This window comes from Streptomyces physcomitrii, assembly GCF_012273655.1.
Taxonomy (GTDB): domain Bacteria; phylum Actinomycetota; class Actinomycetes; order Streptomycetales; family Streptomycetaceae; genus Streptomyces; species Streptomyces physcomitrii.
On the sequence record NZ_JAAWWP010000011.1, the window covers coordinates 113968 to 129336 of the forward strand.

Consider the following 15369-nt stretch of genomic DNA (forward strand, 5'->3'; position numbering starts at 1 on the left):
CGCCCGACAGCCCGCCCGACAGGAAGGGAGCGCCCCGTGACCGTGCTGCCCACCGCGCTCGACGCGAGCGCCCCCGAGTACGCCGCGAACCGCGAGAACATGCTCGGCAAGCTCGGCGAACTCACCGCCGAGCAGGACAAGGCCCTGCTCGGCGGCGGCCAGAAGTACCTCGACCGGCACCGGGGGCGCGGCAAGCTGCTCGCCCGGGAGCGCATCGAGCTGCTCCTCGACCCGGACACCCCCTTCCTCGAACTCTCCCCGCTGGCCGCCTGGGGCAGCGACTTCGCGGTCGGCGCCTCGCTGGTCACCGGCATCGGCACGGTGGAGGGCGTGGAGTGCCTGATCACCGCGAACGACCCGACGGTGCGCGGCGGCGCCAGCAACCCCTGGAGCCTGAAGAAGGCGCTGCGGGCCAACGAGATCGCCTTCGCCAACCGGCTGCCCTGCATCAGCCTGGTCGAGTCCGGCGGCGCCGATCTGCCCTCGCAGAAGGAGATCTTCATCCCGGGCGGCGCCATCTTCCGCGATCTCACCCGGCTCTCCGCCGCCGGGATCCCGACCATCGCGGTCGTCTTCGGCAACTCCACGGCGGGCGGCGCCTACGTCCCCGGCATGTCCGACCACGTCATCATGGTCAAGGAGCGCTCCAAGGTCTTCCTCGGCGGGCCCCCGCTGGTGAAGATGGCCACCGGCGAGGAGAGCGACGACGAGTCCCTCGGCGGCGCCGAGATGCACGCCCGCACCTCCGGCCTCGCCGACTACTTCGCCCTCGACGAGCCGGACGCCCTGCGCCGGGCCCGCCGGGTGGTGGCCCGCCTCAACCACCGCAAGGCGTACGCGGATCCGGCCCCGGCCGAGCCGCCCGCGTACGACCCGGAGGAGCTGCTCGGCATCGTCCCGGGCGATCTGAAGACCCCCTTCGACCCGCGCGAGGTCGTCGCCCGCCTGGTCGACGGCTCCGACTTCGACGAGTTCAAGCCGCTGTACGGGCCGAGCCTGGTCACCGGCTGGGCGCGGCTGCACGGCTATCCGATCGGGGTGCTCGCCAACGCGCAGGGCGTGCTCTTCAGCGCGGAGTCCCAGAAGGCGGCCCAGTTCATCCAGTTGGCCAACCAGCGCGACATCCCGCTGGTCTTCCTGCACAACACCACCGGCTACATGGTCGGCAGCCGGTACGAGCAGGGCGGCATCATCAAGCACGGCGCGATGATGATCAACGCGGTCTCCAACTCCAAGGTGCCGCACCTCTCGGTCCTGATGGGCGCCTCCTACGGCGCCGGGCACTACGGCATGTGCGGGCGCGCCTACGAGCCCCGCTTCCTCTTCGCCTGGCCGAGCGCCAAGTCGGCGGTGATGGGGCCCCAGCAGCTCGCCGGGGTGATGTCGATCGTGATGCGGGAGTCGGCCGCCGCCAAGGGGCGACCCTTCGACCAGGCCGCCGAGGAGCAGGACGCGGCGCTGCGCGCCATGGTGGAGCAGCAGATCGAGTCCGAGTCGCTGCCGATGTTCCTCTCCGGACGGCTCTACGACGACGGCGTCATCGACCCGCGCGACACCCGCACCGTCCTCGGTATGTCCCTCTCCGCGATCCACACCGCGCCCGTCGAGGGCGCGCGTGGCGGCTTCGGCGTCTTCCGGATGTGAGGCAGTTGATGATCTCTTCCCTCCTCGTCGCCAACCGCGGCGAGATCGCCTGCCGGATCTTCGGCACCTGCCGCGCCCTCGGCATCGCCACCGTCGCCGTGCACTCCGACCCGGACTCCGGCGCCCCGCACACCCGCGAGGCCGAGAGCGCGGTACGGCTGCCGGGCGCCACCCCCGCCGAGACCTATCTCCGCGGTGACCTCCTGGTGAAGGCGGCGCAGGCCGCGGGCGCCGACGCGGTCCACCCCGGCTACGGATTCCTCTCCGAGAACGCCGACTTCGCGCGCGCCGTCCTCGACGCGGGCCTCGTCTGGGTCGGTCCGCCGCCGGAGGCGATCGCCTCGATGGCCTCCAAGACCCGCGCCAAGGAGCTCATGGCCGCCGCCGGGGTCCCGCTGCTCGCGCCCCTGGACCCGGATCGGATCACCGAGGAGCAGCTGCCGGTCCTGGTCAAGGCGGCCTCCGGCGGCGGGGGTCGCGGCATGCGGGTGGTGCGTGAACTGGCCGCGCTGCCCGAGGAGTTGGCCGCCGCCCAGGCGGAGGCGGCGAGCGCCTTCGGGGACGGCGAGGTCTTCGTCGAGCCCTATGTGGAGCGCGGCCGCCATGTCGAGGTGCAGATCCTCGCCGACGGCCACGGCACCGTCTGGGCGCTCGGCACCCGCGACTGCTCCCTCCAGCGCCGCCACCAGAAGGTCGTCGAGGAGGCGCCCGCGCCCGGCCTCGACGAGAAGCTGCGCACCACCCTGCACGAGTCGGCCGCCGCGGCGGCCCGGGCGATCGGCTACACCGGCGCCGGGACCGTGGAGTTCCTGGTCCGGGGCGAGTCCGCGTACTTCCTGGAGATGAACACCCGCCTCCAGGTCGAACACCCCGTCACCGAGGCCGTGTTCGGGCTCGACCTGGTCGCGCTCCAGCTGCGGATCGCGGAGGGCGGGGCCCTGGACCCCGAGCCGCCCGCCCCGCGCGGCCACGCCGTCGAGGCCCGCCTCTACGCCGAGGACCCGGCCCAGGGCTGGCTGCCGCAGACCGGCACCCTGCACCGCTTCGAGGTGCCCGCCGCGGACGCCGCGCACCGCCCCGGGGCCCCGGCCGCCGAGAGCGGGGTGCGCCTGGACGCGGGCTACCGCAGCGGCGACGCGGTCGGGGTGCACTACGACGCCATGCTCGCCAAGGTCATCGCCTGGGCGCCCACCCGGGCCGAGGCGGTGCGCACCCTCGCCGGTGCCCTGGAACGCGCCGTCCTGCACGGCCCGGTCACCAACCGCGAGCTGCTCGTCCGCTCCCTTCGGCACCCCGACTTCACCGGCACCGGCGGCGACCCCACCGGACTCGACACCGGCTTCTACGAGCGCCACGGCGCCGAACTCACCGGCGCCGACGGGAAGTTCGACCACCGCGACGAGCAGATCGCCGCCCTCGCCGCCGCCCTCGCGGACTCCGCCGCCCGCACCGCGCCCACCGCGGCCCCGGCCGGCACCACCCGTCCGGGCGGCGCCCAGCCCGGCACCCGCACCTTCGGCGCCTGGCGCAATCTGCCCTCGGTGCCGCAGTCCCGCCGCTTCCGGGGGCGGGAGGGTGAACTGGAGGTCCGCTACCGGGTGTCGCGCGATTCCGTCGAGCCTCAGGAGCTGCCCGGGGTGCGGGTCCTGGCCACCGCCCCGGACGCCGTCGTACTCGAAGTGGACGGCGTACGAAGGGAGTTCGGCCTCGCCCGGTACGGGGAGCAGGTGTACGCCGACACCGCCACCGGTGCCTGGGCGCTCACCGCGCTGCCGCGCTTCCCGGACGCCGCCGGGCAGCAGGCCCCGGGCTCCCTGCTCGCCCCGATGCCCGGCACCGTGATCCGGCTCGCCGAGGGGCTCGCCGTGGGCGCCCGGATCGAGGCCGGCACCCCGCTGGTCTGGCTGGAGGCGATGAAGATGGAGCACCGCATCACCGCTCCCGCCGCCGGCACGCTCACCGCACTGCACGCCGCCGTCGGCCACCAGGTCGAGGTCGGCGCCGTACTCGCCGTCGTCACCGAGGCAGAGGACCCGGCGGGGGCCGCAGCCCCCGCCGACACCGCAGCCACCGTGGAGGAGACCCCGTGACCACCGTCCTGGAGACCGAGGAGCAGCAGGCGCTGCGCGAGGCCGTCGCCTCCTTCGGCAAGCGCTTCGGCCGCGACTACATGATGGCCAAGGCCACCGCGGGCGAGTACCCGCGCGAACTGCACGAGGAGGCCGCGAAGCTCGGCTACGTCGGCGTCAGCCTGCCCGAGGAGTACGGCGGCGGGGGCGCCGGGATCTACGAATCCTCCCTGGTGCTGGAGGAGTTGGGCGCCGCGGGCGCACCGCTGCTGATGATGATCGTCTCGCCCGCCATCACCGGCACGGTCATCTCCCGCTTCGGCACCGAGGCGCAGAAGCGCGAGTGGCTGCCCGGACTCGCCGACGGCAGCCGGATCATGGCCTTCGGCATCACCGAACCCGACGCGGGCTCCAACTCGCACCGCATCACCACCACCGCCCGCCGCGACGGCGACGACTGGCTGCTCACCGGCCGCAAGGTCTTCGTCTCCGGCGTCGACATCGCGGACGCCACCCTCATCGTCGGCCGCACCGAGGACGCCCGCACCGGCAAGCTCAAGCCCTGCCTGTTCATCGTCCCGCGCGACGCCCCCGGCTTCTCCCGCCACCCCATCGACATGGAACTGCACGCCGCGGAACGGCAGTTCGAGCTGGTCCTGGACGACGTGCGGCTGCCCGCCGAGTCGCTGGTCGGCGACGAGGACGCGGGCCTGCTCCAGCTCTTCGCGGGGCTGAACCCCGAGCGCATCATGACCGCCGCCTTCGCCCTCGGCATGGGCCGCTACGCCCTGGGCAAGGCCGTGGAGTACGCCAGGGAGCGCACCGTCTGGAAGCAGCCGATCGGCGCCCACCAGGCCATCGCGCACCCGCTCGCGGTCGCCCGGATCGAGCTGGACCTCGCCCAGCTGATGATGCAGAAGGCCGCCCGGCTCAACGACGCGGGCGACGACCTCGGCGCGGGCGAGGCCGCCAACATGGCCAAGTACGCCGCCGCCGAGGCCTGTGTGAAGGCCGTCGACCAGGCCGTGCACACCCTCGGCGGCAACGGCCTCACCCGCGAGTTCGGCCTCGCCTCGCTCATCACCGGGGCGCGGGTGGCCAGGATCGCCCCCGTCAGCCGCGAGATGATCCTGAACTTCGTCTCCCACCAGACCCTGGGTCTCCCCAAGTCGTACTGAGGACGGGTCTACTGAACCGAGAACCGCCCGGCGAACGCCGCGGCCGGTCCCGACAGGTGGGAGTGAGCATGGTGTTCCACAGCGAGTACCCGGCGGTCGAGCCCGTGGAGGAGCCCATCCACGAGGTGGTGCTCCGCGGGGCCGCCGCCCGCGGTGAGCGGCCCGCGCTGATCGACGGCGTGAGCGGCACCGTGCTCAGCTACGCCCAGCTCGACGCCTCCCACCGCCGGGTCGCCGCGGGGTTCGCCGCCGCGGGCCTGGTCAAGGGCGATGTGCTCGCCCTGCACAGCCCCAACACCCTCGCCTTCCCGGTCGCCTTCTACGGTGCCACCCGGGCCGGCGCCTCGGTCACCACCGTGCACCCGCTGTCCACGCCCGAGGAGTTCGCCAAGCAGCTGCGGGACAGCGGGGCGCGCTGGATCGTCACCGTCTCCGCGCTGCTCGGCACCGCGCGCGAGGCGGCCGAACTGCACGGCGGCATCCGGGAGATCTTCGTCTGCGACCAGGCGGAGGGCCACCGCTCGCTCTTCGGGATGCTGGCCGTGCCCGAGTGCGAGGCGCCGGAGCCGGAGGTCGCCATCGACCCGGCCACCGACATCGCCGCCCTGCCGTACTCCTCCGGCACCACCGGCGTCCCCAAGGGCGTCATGCTCACCCACCGCTCCATCGGCACCAACCTCGCCCAGTTGCAGGCCCTGCTGCCGATGACCGAGGGCGAACGCCTGCTCGCGGTGCTGCCCTTCTTCCACATCTACGGGCTCACCGCGCTGCTCAACCATCCGCTGCAGCAGGGCGCCACGGTCGTCGTGCTGCCCCGCTTCACCCTGGAGACCTTCCTCGCGGCCGTCCAGGAGCACCGCATCAGCAGCCTCTTCGTGGCCCCGCCGATCGCCCTCGCGCTGGCCAAGCACCCCTCGGTGGACGACTACGACCTCTCCTCGGTGCGGCACATCGTCAGCTCCGCCGCCCCGCTGGACGCCGAACTCGCCCGCGCCTGCGGGGCCCGCCTCGGCCTCGGCCCGATCGGCCAGGGCTACGGGATGACCGAACTCTCGCCCGCCACCCATGTGGTGCCGCGCGGCGCCGCACACGTACCGCCGGGGACCGTCGGCAAGCTGGTGCCCGGCACCGAGCTGCGGATCGCCGCCCTGGACGGCGAGGAGGGCGGCACCCCGGGCGGCGACCTCGGGCCCGGGGAGCACGGCGAGATCGTCTTCCGCGGCCCGCAGGTCATGAAGGGCTACCTCGGGCGGGCCGAGGCGACCGCCGCGATGATCGACGGGGACGGCTGGCTGCACACCGGGGACATCGGCTACGTCGACGAGGACGGCTGGCTCTTCGTCGTCGACCGGGTCAAGGAACTCATCAAGTACAAGGGCTTCCAGGTGGCCCCCGCCGAACTGGAGGCCCTGCTCCTCACCCACGAGGGCATCGCGGACGCCGCCGTCATCGGCGTGGGCGACGCGGACGGCAACGAGATCCCCAAGGCGTACGTGGTCCGCGCGCCCGGCGGCGCGGACCTCGGCGCGGAGCAGGTCATGGAGTGGGCGGCCGCCCGCGTCGCCCCGTACAAGAAGATCCGGCGGGTGGAGTTCGTCGAGCAGGTGCCGCGCGCCGCCAGCGGGAAGATCCTGCGGCGGGAGCTGCGCACCCGGCACGAACAGGCCGCCCAGGGGCCGGAGTCCACCGCAACCGTGGAAGGCAGGCAGCACACCCCATGACCATCGGCCGCAGCAGGCAGGGCGGATTCCTCACCCTGAGCCTGGACGCCCCCGAGCGCCGCAACGCGCTCTCCGCGACGCTCGTCCGGGACCTCGCCGAGGCGCTCGCCGAGGCGGGTGCCGACCCCGGCGTACGCGCCGTGGTCCTCACCCACAGCGGCAACACCTTCTGCGCGGGTGCCGATCTGCGCGAGCCCCCGGACCCGGAGGCCTTCGTCGCCCTGCTGCGGGGGATCGTCGCGCTGCCGAAGCCCGTGGTGGCCCGGGTGGCCGGGCATGTCCGGGCCGGCGGCCTGGGCCTGCTCGGCGCCTGCGACCTGGCGGCGGCGGGGGAGGGCTCCACCTTCGCCTTCACGGAGGTGCGGATCGGGGTGGCCCCGGCGGTGATCTCGATGCCGCTGCTGCCGCGCCTGGACCCGCGGGCGGCGGCCCGCTGGTACCTCACCGGGGAGAAGTTCGGCGCCGCCGAGGCCGCCGCGGCGGGCCTGGTCACCGCGGCCGGGCCGGAGGTGGACGCGGTGCTCGCCCCCCTCCTCGACGGGCTGCGCAGGGCCGCCCCCGGGGCCCTGGCCGAAACGAAGAGACTTCTGACGGTTAAGGTGCTTGACACCTTCGACGAGCAGGCCGGAGAGCTGATCGCGCTGTCGGCGCGGCTGTTCACCACCGACGAGGCACGCGAGGGGACGACCGCCTTCCTCGAACGACGGGATGCCGCATGGGTGTGGTGACGTCACCGAAGCAGGACCGCAGCCGGGTCACCCGGCAGCGGCTGCTCGAAGCCGCCGTGTCCTGCCTGGCCGAACGCGGCTGGTCGGGCTCGACGGTCTCGGTCGTCGCCGAACGCGCCGGGGTCTCCCGCGGCGCCGCCCAGCACCACTTCCCCACCCGCGAGGACCTCTTCACCGCCGCCGTCGAGTACGTCGCCGAGGAGCGGTCCACCGCGCTGCGCCAGCTCTTCCCGGAGGGCGGCGCGGACCGCCGGGAGGTCGTCACCGCCCTGGTGGACCTCTTCACGGGACCGCTCTTCCGGGCCGCCCTGCAACTGTGGGTGGCCGCCGCCAACGAGGAGCAACTCGGCACCAGGGTCGCCGAGTTGGAGGCACGGGTGGGCCGCGAGACGCATCGGATCGCGGTGGAGATGCTCGCCGTGGACGAGTCCCGCCCCGGCGCCCGGGAGACCGTGCAGGGCTTCCTCGACATGGCCCGCGGCCTCGGCCTCGCCCATCTGCTCACCGACGACACGGGCCGCCGCGCCCGGGTGGTCGCGGAGTGGGCGCGCATCCTCGACGGCGCCCTCGGCTGAGGACGGCGTCCTCGGCGGAAGACGACGTCCTCAGCTGAAGACGACTTCCTCGGCTGAAGAGGACTTCCTCGGCCGAGACCGAGACCGAGACCCAGGCCGAGACCGAGGCCGAGATGGGGCCAGAGATCGGGCCAGAGGCGGGCCCGAGACCGGAGCCGAGGTGCCCGGAGCCGAGGTGCCCGGCGCCGGGTCGTCCTCCCGGTGCCGGGCGGGCCGGGGCGGCGCCGGGCCCTGACGCCCGCGCCGCCGCCGGGGCTCAGCTCCGCCGGCCGCCGATGCCGTCGAAGCCCTCGATGGACTGCGGCGGGCGGGTGCCCGGGCCCACGTAGCGGGCCGAGGGGCGCACCAGGCGGCCGGTGCGCTTCTGCTCCAGGATGTGCGCCGACCAGCCCGCGGTACGGGCGCAGGTGAACATCGAGGTGAACATGTGCGCCGGGACCTCGGCGAAGTCCAGGACGATGGCCGCCCAGAACTCCACGTTGGTGGCGAGCACCCGGTCCGGGCGGCGGGCGTGCAGCTCGGCGAGGGCCGCCTTCTCCAGGGCCTCGGCGACCTCGAAGCGCGGGGCGCCCAGCTCGCGGGCGGTGCGGCGCAGCACCCGGGCGCGCGGGTCCTCGGCGCGGTAGACGCGGTGCCCGAAGCCCATCAGGCGCTCACCCTTGTCGAGGGCGCCCTTCACATAGGCCTCGGCGTCCCCGGTGCGCTCGATCTCCTCGATCATGTGCAGCACCCGGGAGGGGGCGCCGCCGTGCAGCGGGCCGGACATCGCGCCGACCGCGCCGGACAGGGCGGCGGCCACATCGGCGCCGGTGGAGGCGATGACCCGGGCGGTGAAGGTGGAGGCGTTCATGCCGTGCTCGGCGGCCGAGGTCCAGTAGGCGTCCACGGCGGCGACATGCTTGGGGTCCGGCTCGCCGCGCCAGCGGATCATGAACCGCTCGACCACCGACTGCGCCTGGTCGATCTCGCGTTGCGGCACCATCGGCAGGCCCTGGCCGCGCGCCGACTGGGCGACGTAGGAGAGCGCCATCACGGCGGCGCGGGCGAGGTCCTCGCGGGCCTGCTCGGCGTCGATGTCCAGCAGCGGGCGCAGCCCCCACACCGGGGCGAGCATGGCGAGGGCGGACTGCACGTCCACCCGGATGTCCCCGGAGTGCACCGGGATCGGGAAGGGCTCGGCGGCCGGCAGGCCCGGATTGAAGGCCCCGTCGACGAGCAGCCCCCAGACATTGCCGAAGGAGACGTTGCCGACCAGGTCCTCGATGTCGACGCCCCGGTACCGCAGGGCGCCGCCTTCCTTGTCGGGTTCGGCGATCTCCGTCTCGAACGCGACGACTCCTTCAAGTCCGGGTACGAAGTCGGACATCGGGCGGCTCCTTGGGTGCGACGGTGGTCGGCGGCTCTGCGCGGTGCGCCCCGCGGCTCGGGGGCGACGGCCCGGCGTGCCACTCCTAGGGTGAGTGTGCGGCACTGAGTGCCACTGTGCCATCGAGAGGGTCCGCGCGTCGATGGTGCGGACACGGGATCCCGGCCGGGGTGGGTACGGGATCCGGCCGGGGCGGTACGGAGATCCGGCCGGGGCGCTACGGGGACCCGCCCGGGCCGGGTGCCGGAGCCGCCGGGATGTGGTGCCGGATGCGGCAGGATGGCCGGGTGACCGACCCCACCGCCGAGGCCGCCGACGCCCTCGCCGCCGATGCCGCCGCCGACGCGCGGGGCGCCGCCGACCGGCCGCGCCCCGCCGCCCCGGAGACCGCCCTCGACCCCGCCGGGATGCGCGAGCAGTACCGCACCGAGGGCCTGGACGCGCGCACGCTGGCCGCCGATCCGATGACGCAGTTCGGCCACTGGTTCCGGGAGGCCGCCGAATCGGCCATGCTCGGCGGCCTCTACGAGCCCAACGCCATGATCGTCTCCACCGCCGACGCCGAGGGCCGCCCGAGCGCCCGCACCGTACTGATGAAGCAGTACGACGCCCGCGGCTTCGTCTTCTTCACCAACTACGGCTCCCGCAAGGCCCGCGAGCTGGCCGCCAACCCGCACCTCTCGCTGCTCTTCCCCTGGCATCCGATGGCCCGCCAGGTCCTGGTGACCGGCACCGCGGCCCGCACCTCCGCCGAGGAGACCGCCGCCTACTTCCGCTCCCGCCCGCACGGCTCGCAGCTCGGCGCCTGGGCCAGCGCCCAGTCCGAGGTCATCGCCTCGCGCGGTGAACTCGACCGCCGCTGGGCGGAGTTGAACGCCCGCTACCCGGTGGGCACCGAGGTGCCGGTGCCGCCGCACTGGGGCGGCTTCCGGGTCACCCCGGCCGCCGTCGAGTTCTGGCAGGGCCGCCGCAACCGGCTGCACGACCGGCTGCGGTACGTACGGGAGGGCGGCGCGGACGGGCGCGTACCGGAGGGCGGTCGCGAGGGCGGGGCCGCGGGCTGGCGGGTGGAGCGGCTCAGTCCGTGAACTGCCCGGCCCCCGGCGGCCGTTGAGGAGAGGCGGGAGCGGGGGTGCTCAGGAGGTGAGCACGCCCTCCAGGAAGGGTTCCACCGCGGCGCGCCACTCGCCGGGGCGGTCGAGGTGGACGAGGTGGCCCGCCTCGGGCACCTCCGCGTACCGGCCGCGGGGCAGCACGCGGACCATCTCCTGGGCCTCCGCGCGGCCGAGTTCGCCGTCGAGGCCGCGGACCACCAGGGTGGGGCAGTCCACCGCGGCCAGCTCCTCCCAGTGCGCGTCGTAGACCCAGTGCTCCCGGGACCTGAGCATGTGCGCGGGGTCGAAGACCGGGCGCCAGCCGTCCTCGGTCTCGGTCATCACCGCCGCGTAGAACTCGGCGCGGCTCGGATTCGGCCGCTCCAGCCAGGGGTCCGTCTCGCCGAACCATCTTCGGACCTCCGCGAGCGAGCCGAAGGGCAGCGGCCAGGCGTCGTACCAGTCCTCCCAGACGCGCTGGCTGGCGAGGCCGAGCGCGGAGGCCCGCATGTCGCAGATGATCAGCGCGCGCACCAGGTCGGGGCGCTGGGCGGCCAGCTGCCAGGCGTTCAGGGCGCCCATGGAGTGGCCGACGAGCACGGCGGGGCCCAGCTCCAGCTGCTCCAGGACGGCGGCCAGGTCCTCGACGTAGGCCTCCCTGGTCCAGGGGCCGGCGCCGGGCTTCTCGCTGCGGCCGTGGCCGCGCTGGTCGAGGGCGACGGTGCGGTGGCGGGCGGCCAGCCATCCGGCGGTGCCCGTCCAGTGGCCGGCGCAGCCCATCAGGCCGTGCAGCAGTAAGACGCCGCTGTCCGCCGGGGCCCCGCCGGCGCCCGCTGCACCCGTGAACTCACGGGCGGCCAGGCGCACTCCGTCCGCGCCGCTCAGCTCGATGTGCCGCTCCATTGACCTGGCACCCCCCTCGATCCCCTAGACGGTGGTTGCTCCGGGCCGCGCCGTTCGCTGCTCCTCGGGACGGCCACCGGTCACGCTATCGAACCCCTATTCGAAAACATGTGCTGTGCGGCAAGGACCCCTCGTACGAGTGACGGCGCGGCGGGATTGTCGCTCGCGGCGCTGGGGAGATTCGGAGCGGGAGGCGGGCCGCTCGGGGAAACCGGTCCGACGGGTACGACCCTGGGAGCTCGGGGCTCCGGGTCGGGACAGGGGAGGCGGGGCCCCGGCGCCGCGAGGTGCCGGGGTCCTGAGTCCGTTCGCCGACGCTCATCCTCAGGGCTCCTCCGACATCCTCGGGACTCCCGTGAGTCATATGCCGGTCACAGCCTTGCAGGAAATCCCGCTCAGCGCTGCGGCCCGGAGCTGTGAATTCCGAAAACGGCGCGACCTGATCGGTCCGCCGCCCGAAGGCCCCGTCCCGGCGCCCCGGGCGCGGGGTTCAGCGCTTGGCGACGAAGACGTGCGAGGCGATCTCCGGGTCCAGCTCCGCGGCCTCGCCGCCGCTGCCGACCAGGACCCCGCCCGGCGACTGGGTCACGCTGACCACGGCGCCCGGCTGGAGCCCGGCCCGGCGCAGCGTGTACATCAACTGGGCGTCGTTCTGGATGGGTTCGCCGATGCGGCGCACCACGACGGTCTTGCCCTCCTCGCCGGTCTCCAGGTCGGAGAGGGAGACCAGGGAGTCGTTGAGGAAGGGGTCGGCGCCGTCCTTCTCGCCGAGTTCCTCCAGGCCGGGGATCGGGTTGCCGTAGGGCGACTCGGTGGGGTGGCGCAGCAGCTCCAGGACGCGCCGCTCCACCGCCTCGCTCATCACGTGCTCCCAGCGGCAGGCCTCCGCGTGCACCTGCTCCCACTCCAGGCCGATGACGTCGACGAGGAGGCACTCGGCGAGACGGTGCTTGCGCATCACCCGGGTCGCGAGCCTGCGGCCCTCCTCGGTCAGCTCCAGGTGGCGGTCGCTGGCGACGGCGACCAGTCCGTCCCGCTCCATCCGTGCCACGGTCTGGCTGACCGTCGGGCCGCTCTGGTCGAGCCGCTCCGCGATGCGGGCACGCATCGGGACCACACCTTCCTCTTCGAGCTCCAGGATGGTGCGGAGATACATCTCCGTGGTGTCGATCAGTGCGGACATACGTGCCCCTCGAATCTTGCCGTGCCGGTGCGGGTGCTCGCCGCCGTGATGCAGCCTCACGTCAATTCTGACGCATGCCGGAGATTCTCGACCCCAGCGCCTCCGTGTTGACACCGGGCCCGCACTCCCCGCACGGTGAGCGGCGGCAGAATGTGATCCGTACAACAGGCGCCCGGCGGGCGGCCGTACGGCGCCCCGGGCGGGGCGGGGAAGGAAGGTGCGCGGGTGAGCGCAGTCGGTACGGACGGGGACGCGCGCGGGGAGCGGGCCGCGGCGGCGCCGGGCGGCGGCCTCGCGGAGGCCTACCTGGACGCCACGCTCCACCTGCTCGCCCGGCAGCGCGAGCAGGAGGCGGAGTCCGGGCGCATCGGCACCGCGGCGGCGCTGATCGCGGACACCGTGGCCGCGGGCGGCAGGCTCTTCGCCTTCGGCGCCGGGCACTCCTCGCTGCTCGCCCAGGACCTGGTCTACCGCGCGGGCGGCCTCGCCCTGGTCAATCTGCTCCCGGTGCCGGGGGCCCGCGGCGTGGAGTCCCCGGCGACCCTCGGCTCGGCCCTGGAGCACGTCGAGGGCCTGGCCACCGCCGTCCTGGACACCTCCCCGGTCACCGCGGGCGATCTGCTCCTGGTGATCTCGCTCTCCGGGCGCAACACCCTGCCGGTGGAGATGGCGCTGGAGGCCCGCGCCCGGGGCCTCAGGACCCTCGGCGTCACCTCGCTCGCCTACGTGGAGGCCACCACCGCCCGGCACGCCTCGGGCACCCGGCTCGTCGACCACTGCGACGCGGTCCTCGACACCGGGGTGCCGGTGGGCGACGCCCAGTTGACCGCCGAGGGCATCGACGCGCCCTTCGCGCCCGTCTCCACCCCGGTGACCAGCGCCCTGCTGCACGCCGTCTTCGCCGCCGCCGCGGGGGAGCTGGCCCGGCGCGGCGCCGAGGTGCCGCTGCTGCGCTCCGGCAACGTCGACGGCGGCATCGAGTGGAATGAACGGGTCTTCGCCACGTACGGGGACCGGATCTTCTACCGGTAGCCGCGGCGCCCTCCCGTCCGCCCGCCTCAGTCCGCCCCGCCCACGCCCGCCAGGTCCAGGGCGGCGGCCAGGCGGGCGGCGACGCTCTCCGCGTACTGGGCGTCCTCGCGGGTGAAGGCGGGGCGGTGGCCGCCGCGCAGGAAGGTCACCGCGCCCAGGGTCCGCGCCCGGCTGCGCAGCACCACGCACAGGGCGTGCACCGCGTCCTCGGGCCACTGCCGCCGGGCCGCCCAGCGCCGCGCCGCCTCCGGATCCACCGGTCCGGCCGCCTCACCGTTCTCACCGGAGCCGGAGCCGGAGCCGAGGCCGCTGCCGCCCGCGTCCGCCCGTACCGAACCGGCGCGCTGGACGCACAGCAGCGCCGGGTGGTCCTCCTCGTAGCCCACCGGGATGCGGGCCTGCCCCGAAAGCGCGCCGGGGACATGGCCGCCCGCGGGCGCCGAGGCGAACCGGACCAGGCGGGCCGGCTCGCCGTCGAAGGCCGCGTCGAGCAGGGCGTGGTCGGCGAAACCGGCCAGCGCGAAGTCGAGCTGGGTGACGGCGGCCTCGCCGGGGTCCTCGCACTCGGCCGCGGCGAGCGCCGCCCGGTGCAGCTGCCGGCCCCGGAAGCGCAGCCGCGCCGACTCCTGCTCGGTCCGCCGGGACTCGGTCACGTCCTGGAAGAGCCAGCCCACCCCGAGCGGTACGGGCTCCTCCGCGAGCGGGGAGGACAGGCGCAGGAAGCCGTTGCGCCAGCAGCGGCGCCGCTCGCCCTCGGCGGTGCGCAGGGTCAGCCACATCTCGGCGGGGGCGGGCGGCGCGCCCGCGGCGAGGACATGGGTCAGCGCGCTCTCCAGCTCCTCGGCGCCCTGGGCGAGCAGTTCGCCGAGCGGGCGGCCGAGCAGCGCCGAGCGGCCGGAGCCGAAGGCGCGGGCGGCGTGCGTGTTGACCACGGCGGGCCGCAGATCGGCGTCGACGAGGACCACGCCCCAGGAGGCGTCCTCGAAGAGCGCCTCGCTGAGCGCGAGGGAGCGTTCCAGGTCGATCTGGGCGTGCACCTCGCTGAAGGCGCAGTAGACACCGGCCGGGCTCCCGTCGGCCCCGCGGACCGCGGCGGACTGGGTGCGCACCAGGACGCGGCCGCCGTCCTTGGTCAGCAGCGCGAACTCGTGGACCTGGCGGCCCGGGGCGTCCATCGCCGCGAGCAGCCGGTCCGCCACCTGCGCCGCGTCCGCCTCGCGCACCGCCCAGCCGCTGAAGCCGCGGCGCCCGACGGCCTCCTCGGCGCTCCAGCCGAGGATCCGCTCGGCCTCGCGGTTCCAGTGCGTGACGGTGCCCTCGGCGTCGAGCGCGCAGAGGGCGGCGTCCATGCCGTCGAGGAGGGCCGCGAGCAGATCGGAGCCGGGGCGCCCGGTCTCCTCACCGGGGCCGTTGGGCTCGCCGGAGCCGGGTCCGCCGCCCCGGCCGTCGCCCGTTCCGCCGTCCTGGCCCGTGCCCCGGCCGGGCTCGCCGAGTTCGCCGGTGGATCCACTGCGCCGGGAAGCAGTCACCTGGCACCCCCTGCCGTGTGCTCCTGCGCGGTCAACTGCACGGAGGATCATTCAACTCGAAGGTGACGCAGTGCACACCGGGTTCACGGAAATCGTTGCGGGCGCGAAACACCCGGACGGGGCCGGGACGGGAGCGGGCGCCGCTGTGCGGGCCGGGCCGGACCCGTCGGCCGGACCGGGCCGGGCCCCGCCGGGCGGCCGGAGGAAAAAGGGCTTGAACACCGCCGGGACGGTTCCTACTGTGTGGGGCACACGAGAAGGGAGGTGGTTCGGCAGATGTACGCATACCGGACGCGTGAGGTGGCTGAGGGCCCACGCTTCTAGCGCTGGCCCATTCCACGCAGTCA

Annotated in this window: 12 protein-coding genes; 8 read left to right on the forward strand and 4 right to left on the reverse strand. The window is 74.4% G+C overall.

Going from position 1 to position 15369, the window contains the following annotated elements:
* The first annotated feature begins 36 nt into the window (after positions 1-36).
* From HFV08_RS18885 to HFV08_RS18910, 6 genes are all read left to right on the forward strand, one after another.
* The gene (locus tag HFV08_RS18885) at positions 37-1644 is read left to right on the forward strand and encodes an acyl-CoA carboxylase subunit beta (protein WP_168540911.1); all 1608 of its coding nucleotides are present in this window, start codon (positions 37-39) and stop codon (positions 1642-1644) included.
* An 8-nt stretch (positions 1645-1652) separates the two neighbouring features.
* On the forward strand, positions 1653-3734 hold the full coding sequence (locus HFV08_RS18890; protein ID WP_168540912.1) for an ATP-binding protein: 2082 nt from the start codon (positions 1653-1655) through the stop codon (positions 3732-3734).
* Positions 3731-4891 carry an acyl-CoA dehydrogenase family protein gene (locus HFV08_RS18895; protein WP_168540913.1) on the forward strand — a complete coding sequence of 387 codons (1161 nt, stop codon included), beginning with the start codon at positions 3731-3733 and terminating at the stop codon, positions 4889-4891. The genes HFV08_RS18890 and HFV08_RS18895 overlap by 4 nt, the downstream gene beginning before the upstream one ends.
* 68 nt (positions 4892-4959) lie before the next feature.
* Complete coding sequence (locus tag HFV08_RS18900; protein ID WP_210430484.1) at positions 4960-6612, forward strand: 4-coumarate--CoA ligase family protein; 1653 nt, start codon at positions 4960-4962, stop codon at positions 6610-6612.
* Entirely contained in the window at positions 6609-7340 is a 732-nt protein-coding gene (locus tag HFV08_RS18905) for an enoyl-CoA hydratase family protein (protein WP_168540914.1), read from the forward strand. The genes HFV08_RS18900 and HFV08_RS18905 overlap by 4 nt, the downstream gene beginning before the upstream one ends.
* Positions 7328-7915 (forward strand): TetR/AcrR family transcriptional regulator, encoded by a 588-nt coding sequence (locus tag HFV08_RS18910; protein ID WP_168540915.1) that lies wholly within the window; start codon positions 7328-7330, stop codon positions 7913-7915. Before HFV08_RS18905 ends, HFV08_RS18910 begins: the two co-directional genes overlap by 13 nt.
* A 256-nt stretch (positions 7916-8171) precedes the next feature.
* Here the strand turns inward: HFV08_RS18910 and HFV08_RS18915 are convergent, their stop codons facing one another.
* Positions 8172-9281 carry a citrate synthase 2 gene (locus HFV08_RS18915; protein WP_168540916.1) on the reverse strand — a complete coding sequence of 370 codons (1110 nt, stop codon included), beginning with the start codon at positions 9279-9281 and terminating at the stop codon, positions 8172-8174.
* Positions 9282-9688: 407 nt separating this feature from the next.
* Between HFV08_RS18915 and pdxH the strand changes: the two genes are divergently transcribed.
* On the forward strand, positions 9689-10369 hold the full coding sequence (pdxH, locus tag HFV08_RS18920) for a pyridoxamine 5'-phosphate oxidase (RefSeq protein WP_246341883.1): 681 nt from the start codon (positions 9689-9691) through the stop codon (positions 10367-10369).
* A gap of 48 nt (positions 10370-10417) precedes the next feature.
* On the opposite strand, the gene HFV08_RS18925 is transcribed toward pdxH, so the two are convergent.
* A complete protein-coding gene (locus tag HFV08_RS18925; RefSeq protein ID WP_168540918.1) occupies positions 10418-11278 on the reverse strand; it encodes an alpha/beta fold hydrolase in 861 nt (286 codons plus the stop codon).
* 490 nt (positions 11279-11768) lie between these two features.
* Entirely contained in the window at positions 11769-12461 is a 693-nt protein-coding gene (locus HFV08_RS18930) for an iron-dependent transcriptional repressor DtxR (RefSeq protein ID WP_040252313.1), read from the reverse strand.
* Positions 12462-12686: 225 nt separating this feature from the next.
* Here HFV08_RS18930 and HFV08_RS18935 point away from each other — a divergent pair, with 225 nt between their 5' ends.
* Positions 12687-13493, forward strand: coding sequence for an SIS domain-containing protein (locus HFV08_RS18935; protein WP_168540919.1), 807 nt, complete (start codon positions 12687-12689; stop codon positions 13491-13493).
* Positions 13494-13519: 26 nt separating this feature from the next.
* Here HFV08_RS18935 and HFV08_RS18940 read toward each other — a convergent pair whose 3' ends face one another.
* On the reverse strand, positions 13520-15022 hold the full coding sequence (locus HFV08_RS18940) for a PAS domain-containing protein (RefSeq protein ID WP_376770662.1): 1503 nt from the start codon (positions 15020-15022) through the stop codon (positions 13520-13522).
* Positions 15023-15369: the final 347 nt, after the last annotated feature.

Coding starts and splice junctions, on each gene's coding strand:
- HFV08_RS18890 (WP_168540912.1), top strand. CDS start 1,653: ATGATCTCTTCCCTCCTCGTCGCCAACCGCGGCGAGATCGCCTGCCGG.
- HFV08_RS18900 (WP_210430484.1), top strand. CDS start 4,960: ATGGTGTTCCACAGCGAGTACCCGGCGGTCGAGCCCGTGGAGGAGCCC.
- HFV08_RS18905 (WP_168540914.1), top strand. CDS start 6,609: ATGACCATCGGCCGCAGCAGGCAGGGCGGATTCCTCACCCTGAGCCTG.
- HFV08_RS18910 (WP_168540915.1), top strand. CDS start 7,328: ATGGGTGTGGTGACGTCACCGAAGCAGGACCGCAGCCGGGTCACCCGG.
- HFV08_RS18915 (WP_168540916.1), bottom strand. CDS start 9,281: ATGTCCGACTTCGTACCCGGACTTGAAGGAGTCGTCGCGTTCGAGACG.
- pdxH (WP_246341883.1), top strand. CDS start 9,689: ATGCGCGAGCAGTACCGCACCGAGGGCCTGGACGCGCGCACGCTGGCC.
- HFV08_RS18925 (WP_168540918.1), bottom strand. CDS start 11,278: ATGGAGCGGCACATCGAGCTGAGCGGCGCGGACGGAGTGCGCCTGGCC.
- HFV08_RS18930 (WP_040252313.1), bottom strand. CDS start 12,461: ATGTCCGCACTGATCGACACCACGGAGATGTATCTCCGCACCATCCTG.